The organism is Paraburkholderia aromaticivorans, from assembly GCF_002278075.1.
Classification (GTDB): Bacteria; Pseudomonadota; Gammaproteobacteria; order Burkholderiales; family Burkholderiaceae; genus Paraburkholderia; species Paraburkholderia aromaticivorans.
On record NZ_CP022989.1, the window covers coordinates 1,015,127 to 1,030,542 of the forward strand.

The 15,416-nt window shown below is 62.5% G+C and carries 12 protein-coding genes and 2 pseudogenes; 6 read left to right on the top strand and 8 right to left on the bottom strand.

From position 1 onward, the window contains the following. Positions 1-34: 34 nt before the first annotated feature. The 3 genes from CJU94_RS04565 to CJU94_RS04575 all read right to left on the bottom strand — a co-directional run bounded on the left by CJU94_RS04565 (position 35) and on the right by CJU94_RS04575 (position 3,888). On the bottom strand, positions 35-1,051 hold the full coding sequence (locus tag CJU94_RS04565; protein ID WP_095417705.1) for a cupin-like domain-containing protein: 1,017 nt from the start codon (positions 1,049-1,051) through the stop codon (positions 35-37). 143 nt (positions 1,052-1,194) lie between these two features. Continuing rightward, positions 1,195-2,340: a branched-chain amino acid ABC transporter substrate-binding protein gene (locus CJU94_RS04570; RefSeq protein ID WP_095417706.1), complete on the bottom strand. Its 1,146-nt coding sequence runs from the start codon at positions 2,338-2,340 to the stop codon at positions 1,195-1,197. 444 nt (positions 2,341-2,784) lie between these two features. Beyond that, complete coding sequence (locus CJU94_RS04575; protein ID WP_095417707.1) at positions 2,785-3,888, bottom strand: NAD(P)H-dependent flavin oxidoreductase; 1,104 nt, start codon at positions 3,886-3,888, stop codon at positions 2,785-2,787. 252 nt (positions 3,889-4,140) lie between these two features. Between CJU94_RS04575 and CJU94_RS04580 the strand changes: the two genes are divergently transcribed. Together CJU94_RS04580 and CJU94_RS04585 are read left to right on the top strand one after the other, a co-directional pair. Then, positions 4,141-4,839, top strand: a complete 699-nt coding sequence (locus tag CJU94_RS04580) for a dienelactone hydrolase family protein (RefSeq protein ID WP_095417708.1) — start codon at positions 4,141-4,143, stop codon at positions 4,837-4,839. Positions 4,840-5,117: 278 nt separating this feature from the next. Beyond that, positions 5,118-6,638: an amidase gene (locus tag CJU94_RS04585; RefSeq protein WP_095417709.1), complete on the top strand. Its 1,521-nt coding sequence runs from the start codon at positions 5,118-5,120 to the stop codon at positions 6,636-6,638. A 115-nt stretch (positions 6,639-6,753) separates the two neighbouring features. On the opposite strand, the gene CJU94_RS04590 is transcribed toward CJU94_RS04585, so the two are convergent. The 4 genes from CJU94_RS04590 to CJU94_RS04605 form a co-directional block, all read right to left on the bottom strand. Further along, positions 6,754-8,046, bottom strand: coding sequence for an MFS transporter (locus CJU94_RS04590; protein ID WP_095417710.1), 1,293 nt, complete (start codon positions 8,044-8,046; stop codon positions 6,754-6,756). Between the two features lie 254 nt (positions 8,047-8,300). Next, on the bottom strand, positions 8,301-8,612 hold the full coding sequence (locus CJU94_RS04595) for a high-potential iron-sulfur protein (protein WP_095417711.1): 312 nt from the start codon (positions 8,610-8,612) through the stop codon (positions 8,301-8,303). Positions 8,613-8,834: 222 nt separating this feature from the next. Beyond that, entirely contained in the window at positions 8,835-9,941 is a 1,107-nt protein-coding gene (locus CJU94_RS04600; protein WP_095420220.1) for an NAD(P)/FAD-dependent oxidoreductase, read from the bottom strand. A 389-nt stretch (positions 9,942-10,330) separates the two neighbouring features. Then, positions 10,331-11,308, bottom strand: a complete 978-nt coding sequence (locus tag CJU94_RS04605; RefSeq protein WP_095417712.1) for an AAA family ATPase — start codon at positions 11,306-11,308, stop codon at positions 10,331-10,333. Between the two features lie 268 nt (positions 11,309-11,576). Here CJU94_RS04605 and CJU94_RS04610 point away from each other — a divergent pair, with 268 nt between their 5' ends. Continuing rightward, complete coding sequence (locus CJU94_RS04610) at positions 11,577-12,104, top strand: hypothetical protein (protein WP_095417713.1); 528 nt, start codon at positions 11,577-11,579, stop codon at positions 12,102-12,104. A gap of 88 nt (positions 12,105-12,192) precedes the next feature. Continuing rightward, positions 12,193-12,990 carry an endonuclease/exonuclease/phosphatase family protein gene (locus CJU94_RS04615; protein WP_095417714.1) on the top strand — a complete coding sequence of 266 codons (798 nt, stop codon included), beginning with the start codon at positions 12,193-12,195 and terminating at the stop codon, positions 12,988-12,990. Between the two features lie 16 nt (positions 12,991-13,006). Here CJU94_RS04615 and CJU94_RS04620 read toward each other — a convergent pair. After that, a pseudogene (locus CJU94_RS04620) lies at positions 13,007-13,670 on the bottom strand (aldose epimerase family protein); the annotation flags it as partial. On the opposite strand from CJU94_RS04620, the pseudogene CJU94_RS04625 reads away from it, so the two are divergent. Next, positions 13,662-13,847, top strand: a pseudogene (locus CJU94_RS04625) (ABC transporter permease); the annotation flags it as partial. The pseudogenes CJU94_RS04620 and CJU94_RS04625 sit on opposite strands and share 9 nt — an antisense overlap. 673 nt (positions 13,848-14,520) lie before the next feature. Continuing rightward, entirely contained in the window at positions 14,521-15,291 is a 771-nt protein-coding gene (locus CJU94_RS04635) for a ferredoxin--NADP reductase (RefSeq protein ID WP_091797169.1), read from the top strand. Positions 15,292-15,416 lie beyond the last annotated feature (125 nt).

Genomic DNA, 15,416 nt, shown 5'->3' on the forward strand with positions numbered 1-15,416 from the left:
CGCTTCAGCCAGCGGCGCGCGATTCACCCGCACGTCATAGTTCGTGATACGTATCGTAGCGACGCGAGAAGTCGTTACCGCGGAGAAAATTGGTGAACGTCATCGTCACCGATGCGTCGAGTCCTTCCACGTAATGCCACCAGCCGATCGGCAGAAACAGCAACTCGCCTGGCGCGAGCGTGCATTCGATCAATTGCGCTTGCCGCATCGATGGGAAACTGTCGTAATCGATCGCCCCGCCATCCACTTGCGAATAGCAATGCAGATGGTTCGCCATATGCGGCGTGTCGGATAGCGGCACGAGAGTGATCTGTTTGCGGCCGATCACCTGCGCCATGAAATTGTTGGTCAGATCATGATGAAACGGCGTCTTTGTGCCAGCCGGTCCCATCCAGAAGAAACCGGTGTCGGGCGATGCGGCGTCGAGATATTCGTCGATGGGCGGCACATCGGACCATAACGCCGCAAGCGCCGCGCGATTGTGCGAGGTGTTATTGGCGGTCATATAGAAATCGTTTGTCGGCCCGCTTTGCTCGGCGAGATCGACATAATCGGCAAAACGCATCATGCGCCTGAGCTTGGGCTGATTAATTTCGTAATTCGCATCCGACTCGCGGCCGAACTGCACTTCCACTTCGCAATCGCCGCAGCGCTCGCGGAGATAGTCCCAATTCCACCGCGAACGCGCGGGCCAGAAATCGAAGGCGCCGGTGATGATGACCGGACGATTCTGACAGTAGTACTGCTCAAAGAACCCGTCGCGCGATAAGCGTTCGCGCCGTTCGATTACGCCGCTCTGCGGGCGCATGCGGTTCAACTCGCTGTACACCGACAATATCCATTCACGCTTACGCAAACGATTGCGCAAGCGCGTTGCACCGTGAAAGTAAGGACTCGCGAGTGCCGCTTCGATTTCCCGCGCGGCTTCGTTCGCTTCGAAACCGTGGCCGACCAGCGCGCCATGCAGCGCCGAGGGCGGTGCGTCGAGCAGCAGATTCTCGGCAATCCAGCGGCGCCATGCGTCGTCGAACGAACGGGTCACAGTGGTCACGGCATGTTCTCCATCCAGTGCGGATCCGCAGAAAAGAGCGGCAAAAGAACCGGCAAAACAAAAGGCACGCGAACCTCGCGGCGCGCGTGCCTTTTTTATCATGCAACCGAAGGCAGACCGAGCTGCCTTCGCTCACGCGATTTTTACATCTTCACGACGTCGAGCAGCGTCTTCTTGCCTGCCTTGTAGTTGTACAGCGAGATCACGCCGTGTTGAAGGTCGCCCTTCGAGTCGAACGTGGTTTCGCCGATCACACCCTTGTAGTCGGTCGCCGGCATGGCTGCCAGGATCTTCGCCGGATCGGTCGAGTTGGCACGCTTCATAGCGTCGACGATGATGTACACAGCGTCATACGTGAACGGAGCGTAGATCTGGATCGGCTGGCCGAAACGCTTTTGATACTTGGCGAGGAACGCTGCGCCGCCAGCCATCTTCTCGAGCGCCATACCGGCTTCCGAGCAGACGATGTTGTCGGTTGCGTCGCCGGCCAGGTCCGACAGCTTGTCGGTACACACGCCGTCGCCTGCCAGCACCTTCGCGCGCAGGCCGAGCTGCTTGGCTTGCTTGGCGAACGGGCCGCCGGTGGCGTCCATGCCGCCGTACATGATCGCGTCCGGGTTTTCGCCCTTGATCTTCGTCAGAATCGCGCGGAAGTCGACAGCCTTGTCGTTCGTCGCGTCATGCGACATCACGTTCAGGCCCAGCGATTTCGCCGTCTTTTCGAATTCGTTTGCCAGACCCTGGCCGTAAGCGGTCGAGTCGTCGACGATCGCGACGCTCTTCACTTTCAGACCCTTCGCTGCGTAGTTGGCCAGTGCCGGACCTTGTTGCGCATCCGTCGCCACGACGCGGTACGTCGTCTTGAAACCTTGCTGCGTGTAGGCCGGGTTCGTTGCCGACGGCGAGATCTGCACGACGCCAGCGTCGCTATAGATCTTCGAAGCCGGAATCGACGTGCCCGAGTTCAAGTGGCCAACCACTGCGACGACCTTGTCGTCGACCAGCTTCTGCGCGACTTGAGTTGCCGTGCGCGGGTCGGCTGCGTCGTCTTGCGCGTCGAGTTGCAGCGTGACTTTCTGACCACCGATCGTCAGGCCCTTGGCGTTGATTTCTTCAACTGCCAGGCGCGCGCCGTTTTCGTTGTCTTTACCCAGGTGAGCGATACCGCCAGTCAGCGGTGCAACGTGACCGATCTTGACGACCGTGTCGGCTGCAGCCGTTGTTGCCAACGTCGCGAACAGCATCGCCGCAGCGCTGATCGGCAACAGCTTTTGAATCTTGATGTTCATGTAAGTCTCCAGTTTCGGTCCCAAAAACAACGTAATCGCCCTGTGCCCCCGCTTCCCCAACACGTGTCGCTCAGTCCCGTGGACGACCACGCCGGTTGCATCGTTCATGCACTTGGCCAGCAGGATTGCCGGACTGTTTGTGGCAGGCGGCAAACCGTACTTGCGCGCAAGTGTAGGCTATCAAATTAATTTGTGGGACTTTTTTGAGGAAGTGGGATGAACACTAATAGCGTTTATCCAACAGGCGCCGAATCCGGCTGGAGAGACTGACCCGAAAGCACCAGCCCATGCGGGTTTCCGCTATGTGAGGTCGGCGTCTGACAGCAGGGCCTAAAGGTTTTAGCGTGTTAAACCGTTAATCATCCGAATAGACTTTTTGCCTAAAAAACAGGCGCGCCGCAACTGATGCGAGGCGCGCCCGGATGACGTCCGAATCATGCGGAATCAGCGTTCGCGCCCGGCGATACGCGCCGATGCCTCACGCCACTCGTGTTCGAGTTGGCTCATCAGTTCGGCGGCACCGAGACCTTCGCGGCGCGCACGGCCCAAGGGTGCACCCTGGCCTGACCACAACGACAGATAGTCGCCGTTTTCGGCGCGGCCCGCGGTTTGCCGCAGTTCCTGCGTCAACGCATTTTGCACAGGGTACGGTGCGATCTTCCGCGGTGTCTCGCTCAAACGCTGCATCAACGGATTGCGAATGCCGCGCGCATGGCGGCCGGTGATCGCGCGCGTCACCGAGGTCGATGTGTCGGACATGGCCCGCACGCGGGTTTTCCATGCCTGCGGTATCGCGCTTTCGTGACAGGTGAGAAACGCGGTGCCCATCACCGCGGCTTGCGCGCCGAGTGCGAGCGCGGCGACGATGCCGCGTCCATCCATGATGCCGCCGGCGGCGAGCACCGGCAGCCCGGTCGCGTCGACGAGTTGCGGCACCAGCGCCATCGTGCCGATCAATGCGTCTTCGAACGCGCCGATAAACGTGCCGCGATGCGCGCCCGCTTCCGCGCCTTGCGCGGCAATTGCATCGGCGCCTGCGTCGCGCCACGCCAATCCTTCGGCGACATGCGTCGCGGTGCCTATTACATATAGACCGTTGGCATGCAGGCGGGCGACGTCGGCGGCGGAGAGCAAGCCGAACGTGAAGCTCGCCAGCGGCACCCGCAGTTCGATCAGCATGTCCAGTTGCGCGCGGAAATCCGGCGCGTAGCGAGCGAGCGGGGCACCCGGCGGTAAGCCGAGATCCTTGCGCAGCGGGTCGATGGCTTCGAGCGCGGTACGCACCGTTGTATCGTCCGGCGCGGCCGGTGCGAGCACGAACAGATTCACCCCGAACGGCCGATCCGTCAGCGCGCGGATCGCCGCCACTTCGCTCGCGATCTTCTCGGGTGAGAGCGCCGCGCCCGCCAGAAAACCGAGGCCGCCCGCGTTCGATACCGCGGCGACCATTGCCGGCGTCGTCGCGCCGCCCGCCATCGGCGCCTGCACGACGGGCACGCGCAACGCGAAACGCTCCGCGAACGGCGTCACAAAATTGACTTCACTCATGATGGATTCCTCTTCCGGCCATGCGCTCGCCGCAACAGGCGAGCCGATACGTTGGACTGTACCGACGCGCTACATGCCGGAGAAATGAATTATCGAGAACGTTTCAATCGCCTTACGAGATTTCCGCCACATGGGACCGCTCTGCAGCGCGTTTCTTTTGATGGCAAACTGACCGCCCCGCTTCAGGTATCCAGGCCTCTGGCATTCATTCAGACCGACCTCGCCCAGCCGCGCGAGTCAATGGAGAGCAACATGAGCATCACTTCCCGATGGATCGACATCCCCGCCGGTAACGACAGTTTCGGCGGCTACCTGGCGCTGCCCAAAGGCGGCAAGGGACCGGCCGTCATCATCATTCAGGAAATCTTCGGCGTGAACAGCCATATCCGTTCGGTCGCGGATCAGTATGCGCAAGACGGCTACGTCGCGCTCGCACCGGACGTGTTCTGGCGCGTGCAGCCGCGCGTGGAATTGACGTATGACGGCGCCGATCGCGAGAAGGGCATCGAGCTGATGCAGAAGACCAACGTCGATCAGGCCGTGGCCGATATCGGCGCCGCCGCCGCCGCGTTGCGCGCCATGCCGGAAGTGACCGGCAAGATCGCGGCGATCGGCTACTGCTTCGGCGGCCGGCTCGCGTATCTCGCCGCGGCGCAAGGCACGCTCGACGCAGCCGTTGCCTACTACGGCGGCGGCATCCAGAATCAGCTGGAGGAAGCCGCGAAGATCAAGGTGCCGATGCAGTTTCACTACGGCGAACTCGACGCGCATATCCCATTGTCGGCGGTCGGTCAGATTCAGGAACGTTTCGCCGGCCGCACCGACGCCGAATTCAACATCTACCCGAACGCCGATCACGGCTTCAACTGCTCGGACCGCGCGTCGTACAACCAGCGCGCCGCCGCGCTGGCGCATGGCCGCACGCTGACCTTCCTCGGCGAGCGTCTGTAACTTGCCCTTCTCATTGGCGCGCCTCTTTGCGCCTCTTTGCGCCGCCGTTCGCGCGGCCTGTCCGCGCGCGTCAACGGGTCTTTTTTGTTGGCGCTTTTTGTTTGCGTCAATAACTCGCGCGCATAACTCAGTTACTCTGTCAAAAACGGCATGTCAGCGGCATGCCGTCTTCTTCCATGGATAGCGATCCGTCCGGGCGACGTCTTCTCCGGCAGAATGGCCGATCGCGCGCATGGACAACCCGCCGACCCGACATTCGATAGCGAGGGCTCATCGTCGTGCAATCAGACTATCTCGCCCATGACGCCACCGGCCTCGCCGAACTGATACGCAAGCGCGAGGCGAGCGCGCGCGAGTTGCTCGACATCGCGATCTCACGCACCGAAGCCGTCAATCCCGCGATCAACGCGATTGTCCTGAAGGACTACGATGCAGCCCGGCAGCGTGCTTCACGCGACGACGCAAGCCGGGCGAACGGCGCGAGCCATGCGGATAGCGTCAGCGCGCAGACCGCGCTGGCGGGCGTGCCGTATCTGATCAAGGATCTCGGCGCACCGGTCGCCGGCCTGCGCATGGCGATGGGCAGCCGCCATTACCGCCATTTCATTCCTGCCGAGGACGCGCCCGTGGTCGCGCTCGCGAAAGCGGCCGGGCTCAACATCTTCGCCAAGACCAGCACGTCCGAGCTCGGCCAGATGCCTTATACGGAGCCCGAACTGTTCGGCGCGTGCCGTAACCCGTGGAATCTCGACCATACGCCGGGCGGCTCCAGCGGTGGCGCGGCGGCGGCGGTGGCAGCCGGCATCGTGCCGCTCGCGCATGCGTCGGACGGCGGCGGCTCGATCCGCATTCCGGCGTCGTGCTGCGGACTCTTCGGCCTCAAACCTTCCCGCGGACGTGTGCCGCGCGCGACAGCGGCAGCGGCTGCCGGTGAACTCGGCGTCGATCATGCGGTGTCGCGCAGCGTGCGCGACAGCGCGTTGCTGCTCGATCTGCTCGCGGGCAATGCGGACAGACCGCTGGGCGCGCCGGGCACGTTTCTGAGCGCGAGCCGCGAGCCGTGCAAGCCGCTAAACATCGCATACGTCACCGAGCCGATGCTGGCGCCCTCGCTGTCCGCCGACTCGCGCGCGTCGCTCGAAGACGCCGCGCAACTCGCCAGCTCGCTCGGCCACAACATCGAACCGGTGTCGCTCGGCATCGACTTCGCGGCGGTTCGCCATGCGTTCCTCACGCTCTGGTCCGTCACCGCGGAAGATCTCGTGCTGAATGCCGAGCGGATCAGCGGCCGCAAACCGCTGCGCGCCGAATTCGAAATTTCGACGTGGGCCATGGCGCACGTGGGCCGCAAACTCGGCGAACGCGGGCTGCCCGCCGCGCTCGAAGAACAGCGTCGCATCACCGAACGGCTCAGCGACCTGCTGAATCGCTACGACGTGATTCTGTGCGCCACCCTGGCCGCGCCGCCGATCAAGATCGGCGAGATGCAGCCCACCGCCGCGGAGCGCATGCAGATGCGCGCCGTCACCGCGATGCCGCTCGAAGCGCTGATGAAGAAGGTGCTGACGGAAGCCTCCAACAAGGCATTTACGTGGGCCGGTTGCACCGAACTGTTCAATCTGAGTGGCCAGCCGGCGATGTCGGTGCCGCTCTACTGGAATGCGCGCGGGCTGCCGGTCGGCGTGCAGTTTGCCGCGCGCGAAGGTGGCGAAGCCATGCTTTTACGTCTGGCCGCTCAGCTCGAAATGGCGCGCCCGTGGTTCGACAGGCGGCCGCCGTTGATGCAGGCGCGCAGTTGAACGAAGACGCCGGCTGCGGGGAAGAACGCGGAAAACGCGTCGATTCGAAGTGGCAATGAGGTCTCACTGCAGGTCCCGCAGCAGGCGTAACGCCTGGTTCGATCCGAACCGCCGTTCAAGCCGGTTTGCGCTGCGCGTCGAGATCCGCGTGGCGCTTACCCGGAATGCAGGCCACCGCGACGATCGACAGCGCCAGGCCGCCCATCACGGAATAAGTCGGCGCGAGCGGCGAGCCGGTGGTGTTGATGAGCCACGTCACAATGAAAGGCCCAAAGCCGCCGAACACCATCACCGCGATGTTGTACGCAATCGATAAGCCGACCGAGCGCACATTCGCCGGGAACAGTTCCGCGATCAACGCGCCGAATGGCCCGTAATAACCGGACAGCGTAATCGACAGCAGCGCCTGCACGAGAATCAGTTTCGACACGCTCGGCTGCGCCGCGAGCCACGCGAACAACGGATAAATGATCACGAACGTGATCACCAGCGACCACAGCGACAACCACTTGCGCCCGATCCGGTCGGACCATGCGCCGGTCAATGGCGAAAGCACCGTCAACAGCAGATTGCCGACAATGACCGCGTAAAAAGATTGTGCGTAGGGCAGTTTCAGTTGATTGACCGCGAAGGTCGGCAGATAGCTGATCAGCACGTAGATCGTCACCGTGAGGGCGATCACCGAGCCGAGTCCACAGAGCACGTCGCGGCTATGGCTTTTGAAGACTACGCCGAGCGTCACGCGCCGCGCGGTCTTTTTCGCGTGCAGAAACGCTTCGGAATCGGCGAGGTTTCGGCGGATATAAAAGCCGATCGGGCCGATGATCAAACCCAGCACGAAGGGCACGCGCCAGCCCCAGGATTTCAGCGCGTCGGGCGACAGCCCGCGCGTGATCAATGCACCCATCAGCGCGCCGAGCAGCAAGGCCGCCGCCTGGCTTGCCATCTGCCAACTGCCGTAGAAGCCGCGCCTCGAGAACGGCGCTGCTTCGATCAGCAACGCCGTCGAACTGCCGAATTCGCCGCCGGCGGAAAAACCCTGCAGCAGCCGTCCGACTACGATCATCAACGGTGCGCCGATGCCGATTGCGGAATACGGTGGCGCGATCGCGAGCACCAGAATGCCGAGCGTCATCAGCGCGATGACGAGCGACAACGCCGCTTTGCGTCCGGCGCGATCCGCATAGAGCCCGAGTACGATGCCGCCGATCGGCCGCATGACGAACGCGACGCCAAACGTCGCGGTGGTGAGGAGCAACGATGCGAATTCGTTGCTGGCCGGGAAGAACAATTGCGCGATCACCACCGTCAGAAAGCCGAACACGGTGAAGTCGTACCACTCGAGCGCATTGCCGATCACAGCCGCGACGACGGCCCGCGCATGAAGACTCCTTGACGCTGGTGTCATTCGAATCTCCAGCCTGCGAAAAGTATCCCGTGGTGCGCCGTTTCAATGCAATGGCGTAAAAGTGCGAATCAGAAATAGAACGCTAGCCGCTGAGGCCGCATTGGAGTGTAAAGAGCGCACAAGCCGTTTTCAAGCAGCAAAAAGGCGTCTGCCGCGCGGGGCGGCAGACGCCTGCATGATGGGACCTCGACTGCACACCGCCATGTTGCGGCGCGTTTTGCGCAATACCGTTTGCGCGCGCGGCTGATGGCTAATCAGGCCTTCTTGTTATATGCGCTGCACCAACCCTTCGCCGCGACCTGCTTGCCGGCGAACATCGGGCAAGGAGCGTAGGCGTCGGTCGGCTTGCCCTGGTAGAAGCTGCAATTGCCGCAGTCCTGGCCTGCCGCGTACTTGGCGAACTTCGCCTTGTCGACTTTGCTCGCGTCCTCCTTATAGCCGAGCGCTTGCGCGGTCGGGTCGGATTCGGAGACTTTCGGTGCATCGGCGAATGCCTGGCGCGACAGCGCCAACGTGGATGCCACACCAATGCTGGTGATCAAAAACGTACGACGGGATGATTTCATGGGGACTCACTCCATTTGTATTGAACTGATCGCCGTTCTGATGACAGCGGTCCCCAAGGATATCAATGAAGCCGCCGCGCGTGACGACTCAAATGATAGAGATAACCGAATTGCTACGCGAGCGCGCCTGAATGTCGCGAGCAAAGGCGAGCCGGTTGCGCGCGAATCGACGCTCGCAGCGAATTCACCGCGCTTGCGCGAGCGGCGTGAGCCAGGTCCGGATTACGCCCGTCCGCTCAGCTCGCACACTCGCTGCGCAATGGCGAGTGACGCCGTCAATCCCGGCGATTCGATCCCGAACAGGTTGACGAGCCCACGCACGCCATGCGCGGCCGGACCTTGAATCACGAAGTCGGCCGCGGGTTCGCCGGGTCCGGAAAGCTTCGGACGAATCCCCGCATACGCGGGCTGCAATGCGTTGTCCGGCAGCGCGGGCCAATAGGCGCGAATCGCCGCGTAAAACGATTCCGCGCGACGCGGATCGACATCGTAATTGATCGCATCGACCCATTCGACATCGGGACCGAAACGCGTCTGGCCACCCAGGTCGATGGTCAGGTGCACGCCGAGACCGGCGTCGTTCGGCATCGGGTAAATCAGGCGGCTGAACGGCGCGCGCCCGGAGATGCTGAAGTAGTTGCCGCGCGCGAGATAGAGCGGCGGCACATGCCGCGCGTCGAGTCCGCGGATCTTGCGGGCCAGTGCATTTGCCTGCAAACCGGCGCTGTTGATCACGCAGGCGGCGCTGATCGTGGTCGGTGCGTCGCCGCCCACCTTGATGAGGAAGCGGCCATTGCTCGCTTCGATCGCCTGCACCGGCGCGTGGAACGCGCACACCGCGCCGTCGCGCTCGGCGTCACCCTGCAGCGCCAGCATGAACTGATGACTATCGACGATGCCCGTCTGCGGCGAGAACACCGCTTCGACGCATTCGAGCGCGGGTTCGAGCGCTTGCGCCTGGTCGCCGGTGATTCGCATCAGGTCGAGCACGCCGTTATCGCGGCCTTTGGCCATGATGCTTTCGAGCTGAGGAATCTGGTTACGCGAAGTGGCGACCAGTAATTTGCCGCAACGCGAGTGCGGCACCTTGCGCTCGACGCAGTAGTCGTAGAGCATCTCGCGGCCGCGTACACAAAGCGCAGCTTTGAGCGACCCGCGCGGATAATAGATGCCCGCGTGAATCACCTCGCTGTTGCGCGAGCTGGTGCCCACGCCGATCGCTTCCGCCGCCTCCAGCACGATCACCTCGCGCCCGCGCGCCGCCAACGCGCGCGCCACTGCAAGACCGACCACGCCTGCGCCGATCACTACACATTCGATTTGGTCCATGTCCCTTGACGCGGCCGACTTCGCCGCGCGCTGCCTCGTTCGCCCGATCAAGATGAAGACAGGATGCGGCTGACGCGTGCCGAACACCGCGCGCTGTCGAACGCTCCTGTCCATTCGCAACCGCTACGCAAAATTGTATGACGCCGTACAGACAGAAATGCCCGCAGTCGGCAACCACTGCGGGCACTCGGTCTTGCGCAGGTCTCAAAACGTATCGGCCGGACTGAATCAGTGTACGCCGTCGAAGGTGACAATGCTCGTTTCCCGGCGCGTCACTCGCAGCAATAGTTGCCGCAGCATTTACTCCATTTTTGGTAGAGATACCCGCTTTCAGGATGAGAAAATCCGCCACGAGGGCGGATTTCGCGCTGAAAACGGGCAAAAAAGGCTCAAAAACCAATCGGTTTTCGTCGATTTCCGTAATCCAGCCGAATGTCGCCGGCCTCGATCTGGTCGCGCCTGTCGATGCGCGCCGCGCCGAAGCCGTTCAGAATCGCCCGACGCATTTCACGCGGGGATGCCCGCATCAGCGCATCGAGCGCGGCGTCGCCGAGCACCTCGGGAAAGCGCAGGCCCCAGTTGTGCGCCGAGCGGATCTCGTCATAGATCGCCTGCGCGATGCGGCGCGCGCCGTCGTGATCCGGCGCAGGGATCTCGTACACGTTCATGCGGTTCAGGATCGGCTCGGGAATGGAGCGCTCGTCGTTCGCCGTCGCAATCCAGATCACATGCCCGGCATTGATCGGAATTTCGGCGAATTCGTCGATGAAGGTCTGCGCCGTGTCGTGCTCGAGCAGCGCATACAACGCGCCGAGCGGATCGTATTGGGAATCGCCGGTGGCCTTGTCGATTTCGTCGACGGCGATTACCGGATTCGCGTAGCTGCCGTTCACGAGCGCGTCGAACACCTTGCCCGGCTTCGCGTTCTTCCATTGCGACGAGGCGCCCGACAGAATCCACCCCGCCGTCAGCGAACTCATCGCCACATATTGATACGCGGTGCCGAGCAGGCGCGCCAACTGCTTCGCGAAGTGAGTCTTGCCGATGCCGGGGTCGCCGAGCAGCAGAATCGGCATCAGTTCCAGGCGGTCTTCGGTTTCGAGACACAAGGCAACCTGCTTGCGGATGTCGTCGAGCGGCGCTGAAAAGTTGGGCAGCGCGTCGATCAGATCGTCGATCGAAGGCATGCGGTTCGGCTTCACGCAGAAGCGCAGATTGCCGGTTTTCAGCATCTTTTCGTATGTCGCGCGCAATGCCTCGTTCGCGCCTTCGCCGAGATCGTTCAGCGCGGTCTCGACCTGATCGAGGTCGTACACCCGACTGAAAGACGCCACGGCGATTTCCTGTTTGACCATTGCTGTTGTCATCGCTCACCCCGTCTGGCTGGTCTTGCTGCTACGGCACCTGGTGGGCGCCGTTTCAGATCCAGTGTAGCGAGGACATATTCACGCGCAAGCCAGCAGTCGTGCCGCTCTGCTGCTAACAGCGGGTTGTTTTTGGCGATTCCCAACCCTATCTGAAATGGATTGTTGCTGAACCCGGCCCCGTTTGGCGTGTCAGAAAGGCGTTGCGCCCATCAGGCGTAAGATGGCCCTCTGACCATGCCGCCGGATCCGGTGACCGGAGACTTTTTCTATGTGGAAAACCAGTATTGTGGCCGTGTTGCTCGGCACTTCGCTGCTTGCCCATGCGCAACAAGGCACACAACCAGGCGCCCAGCAACGGCCCGCGCAGCAGGTCGTGAAATGGCAACTGCAGGTCATGCGCGACGGCCAGCAGATCGACGCGTTCGACGGCACCACCACCGTCGGCCAGGCGCGCACGGACACGCATCACAAGATCGTGCAACATAACGTCGGCTGTAAAGATCAGCCGGGCGGGAGTATCGATCTGGCGCGCACGCTGACCGTCTCGCCGCTCCAGGCGGATGCGAGCGGTGTCACGCTGTCGATCGAAGCGCAGGAAACCTTCGAGGAAGACGCCGCGCGCCAGACGGACACCGGTTGCAAGCTGCCGCCGCAACCGCGCCAGGTGAGCGCGAGCCATCCCGGTCTGAAGGTGACGGCGGGGCAATGGGTCAGCTGGACCATCGTCGACAAGGATCCGAACCTGGTCTACCGCGTGCGTGCGAGTCTCGCGGACAGCGCAAGCACGGCAAACTGATCGAACCGATGCAAAGCACACGCAAGAGCACACGCCATCAGCACGCGAACAACCAACGCCCCCAAACAGAACACGTGGACAACGCGGCATGCGAAACCCCGAAGAATTGATCCGCGAGAGCGTAGCGCCCAAGGATTTCATTGCGGTGAGCTGGAACCTGCACAAAGGCCGCACGCCGCTCGGCTTTCAGGCCTGGCAGGCCATGCAGCGCTGGGTGCAATCCACCCACGCGGACGCGTATTTTTTACAGGAAGCAATGGCGCGGCGCATGCCGTCGCCGGTGCTCGCAAGCAGTTTCGGCGCGCCGCTCACCGATCCGTTGAGCGACGTCTGGCATTGCCAGGCGACTGAAATTGCACGCGCGCTCGAACTCGAAATCGCGCTTGGACCGAACGTCTTCAAACCGTCGTGGCGGCATGGCAATGCGATCCTGTCGCCGCATCCGCTCGATCTGGGCGGACGCTGGGATATCTCCGCGCACCGCTTCGAAAAGCGCGGATTACTGGTGGCGCGCGCAACCTTCGGCGGTCACTCGGTCACGCTGTTATGCGCGCATCTGGCGCTCACGCGCTCGGCCCGCTTGCGTCAGATGAACTGGATCGCGCACTGGATCGCGAAGGAAGCGCCGCAAGGTCCGCTCGTGTTGGCCGGCGACTTCAACGACTGGCGCAACGATTCTGTGCCGCTCTTCGGCGAGCATGGTTTGCAGGAAGTGGCCACGCTGCTCGGCGAGTCGGGCCGCACCTTTCCCGCCTTCTCGCCCGCGCTTGCGCTCGACAAGATGTTCGTGCGCGGCATGAAGCCGGTCGAGTGGATCCAGCCGACGCAGGAAACCGCGTGGCTCTCGGATCACTTACCGTATATGGCCCGCTTGCGGATCGAGTGAGCGCGCGCGCCGCACGCTAGTTTCTGTGCGGCGTCCATTGCAGCGACGCGGCAATCTCCTCGCCCGGCTGCAACACGCAACCGCCCACATGTTCACGCATGCCGACCGCGTTGAAGCAATCGGTGGTGTTGGTCACCGGTTCCACGCACAGTTGCGCATCGCTGGCCGGCGAACACTACCATGTGATCGAACGGCGCGTCGGCGGTCATCGTCGGTCGACGGTGTTCGTCGGGCCATGCAATGGTCGCCTCGCGCGACCAGTTCGCGAAGTTGTTGTCCAGATCGAAGGCGTCGACGGGCATGCCGTCGCGCAATGCGTCCACTGCCGAATGCGGACCAAGATGCGTCGGCAGCACCTCGGCGTCGGCGTGCCACATCGCTGCCACTTCGGCGTACCAGCGGGTTTGCGCCGTGCGCGGATAGTACGGGTGATGGCCCATGCGGAACGGCATGGGCCGCTCGGCGAGGTTTTGCGCGGACAGCATGATGCGCAGTGCGCTACCGATCAACTCGATACGCTGCCCCGCGCGATATCGAAACGGCCAGTCGCCGGGTACGCGCGAATCCGGTTCGTGTTCGAAGTGCAATTTCACCGAGCTTTCCGTGCGCGCGCCCACTTGCCACGAACGCCGCCACGCATTGCCGTGCAGCGCGTGGGCGAAACGCGCGTCGTTGCCGGCGCATTGCTGCTCGGTCTCGTGTTCAACCTGCTGAACTTCGAGAACGGGCTGGGCTTGATCAGTTTGTCGGCGCACTGGCAGTCGGTGATTCGCGGCGTATTCCTGCTGCTGGTGATCGTATTGCAGGCTCGTGTGCTCAAACAACGCGGGGAAAAGCGGGCCGCGGCTCCGGCATGACCGGCACATTGCCGGGGCCTTGCCGATCAATGTGGCGCGACGGCCCAGCGGTTCAGGTTCGCCGCCGCTCGCGCCATTCTTTAGCGCTGCGGAGTGATCGAAACAGTCATTACCAGAAGCCTTATTCCAATTGGGTTTGAGGCATGTAAAACGCCGATTCCCCCATCCTTGTGTACCAACTCGGCGACGCCAGCGCCGGTCGGATTGGAAATAGCCGCAGGAGCATGGGCCGCGTCTCGACACCCTCTTATCCCTCTTCGCTTCAGCCTCTCTTGCCAGTTTTATCAGCAGGGTCAATGCTGCAGCGCATGGCGGGTTTCGGTATCATCCTGAAAATGTTGCCCGCGCGACGCGCCTATCCGGCGCATGCCGGACAACCGATGGCGGCCGCCGTGCGCGGCTTTCGCTCATCGCCGTACCTTACCGAAGCGCGGCCGCAGCCATGCCAACGTACTTCGCGGCGCCCGGTTTTACCGACAGCCGGCGCCGACGCTTCCGGGTCCGGTCACCCGCTTGACCACGCTCAATCGCCGCGCCGCAGCCCTCCGGCAGCGGGCGCGGTAAAATAGCGGATTGCGCGTGATTCCCATCTGGGTTAGCGCAGCATCGCCCTTGCCGTGCCGGCCGGCTCAAAACGACTGGCCGCCTTTGTTTTCGCACTATCCAAGAAGCCATGAGCAACCTGAATCCACAAACCGTCCTGAGCGTCCATCACTGGACCGATACGCTTTTCAGCTTCACCTGCACGCGCGATCCGTCGTTCCGTTTCGAAAACGGCCAGTTCACGATGGTGGGCCTCGAAGTCGACGGCAAGCCGCTGATCCGCGCCTACAGCCTCGCGAGTGCGAACTACGAAGAGCACCTCGAATTCCTGAGCATCAAGGTGCAGGACGGCCCGCTCACGTCGCGTTTGCAGCATCTGAAGGTCGGCGACGAAGTCCTGATCGGCAAGAAGCCGGTCGGCACGCTGGTGGCCGACAACCTGCTGCCGGGCAAGACACTGTGGCTGCTGTCCACCGGCACGGGCCTCGCGCCGTTCATGTCGATCATCAAGGATCCGGACATTTACGACCGTTACGAGCGCGTAGTGCTCACGCACACCTGCCGTTTCGTCGACGAGCTGGCGTACAAGGAATACATCACGGACCACCTGCCGGCGCATGAGCATCTGGGCGAGCTGGTGCAGGAAAAGCTGCTGTATTACCCGACGGTCACGCGCGAGGCGTTCCAGAACCGTGGCCGGATCACCGAACTGATCGAAACCGAAAAGCTGTTCGCCGACCTCGGCGTACCGGGCTTCTCGCTCGAAAACGACCGCATCATGCTGTGCGGCAGCCCGCACATGCTGCGCGACACGCGCAAGCTGCTGGACGACCTGGGCTTCCAGGAAGGCAGCAACAACGCGCCGGGTCACTACGTGGTTGAAAAAGCCTTCGTCGGCTAACGCCGCGTTCCGATTTTTGCGGCTCGCGCCGCAGAATCAGCAAAAAGGAGCCTTCGGGCTCCTTTTTTATTTCAAGGTTACAAATCCGCGCCGTCGATCTAACATTCGATGTCGGTATTCTTCCT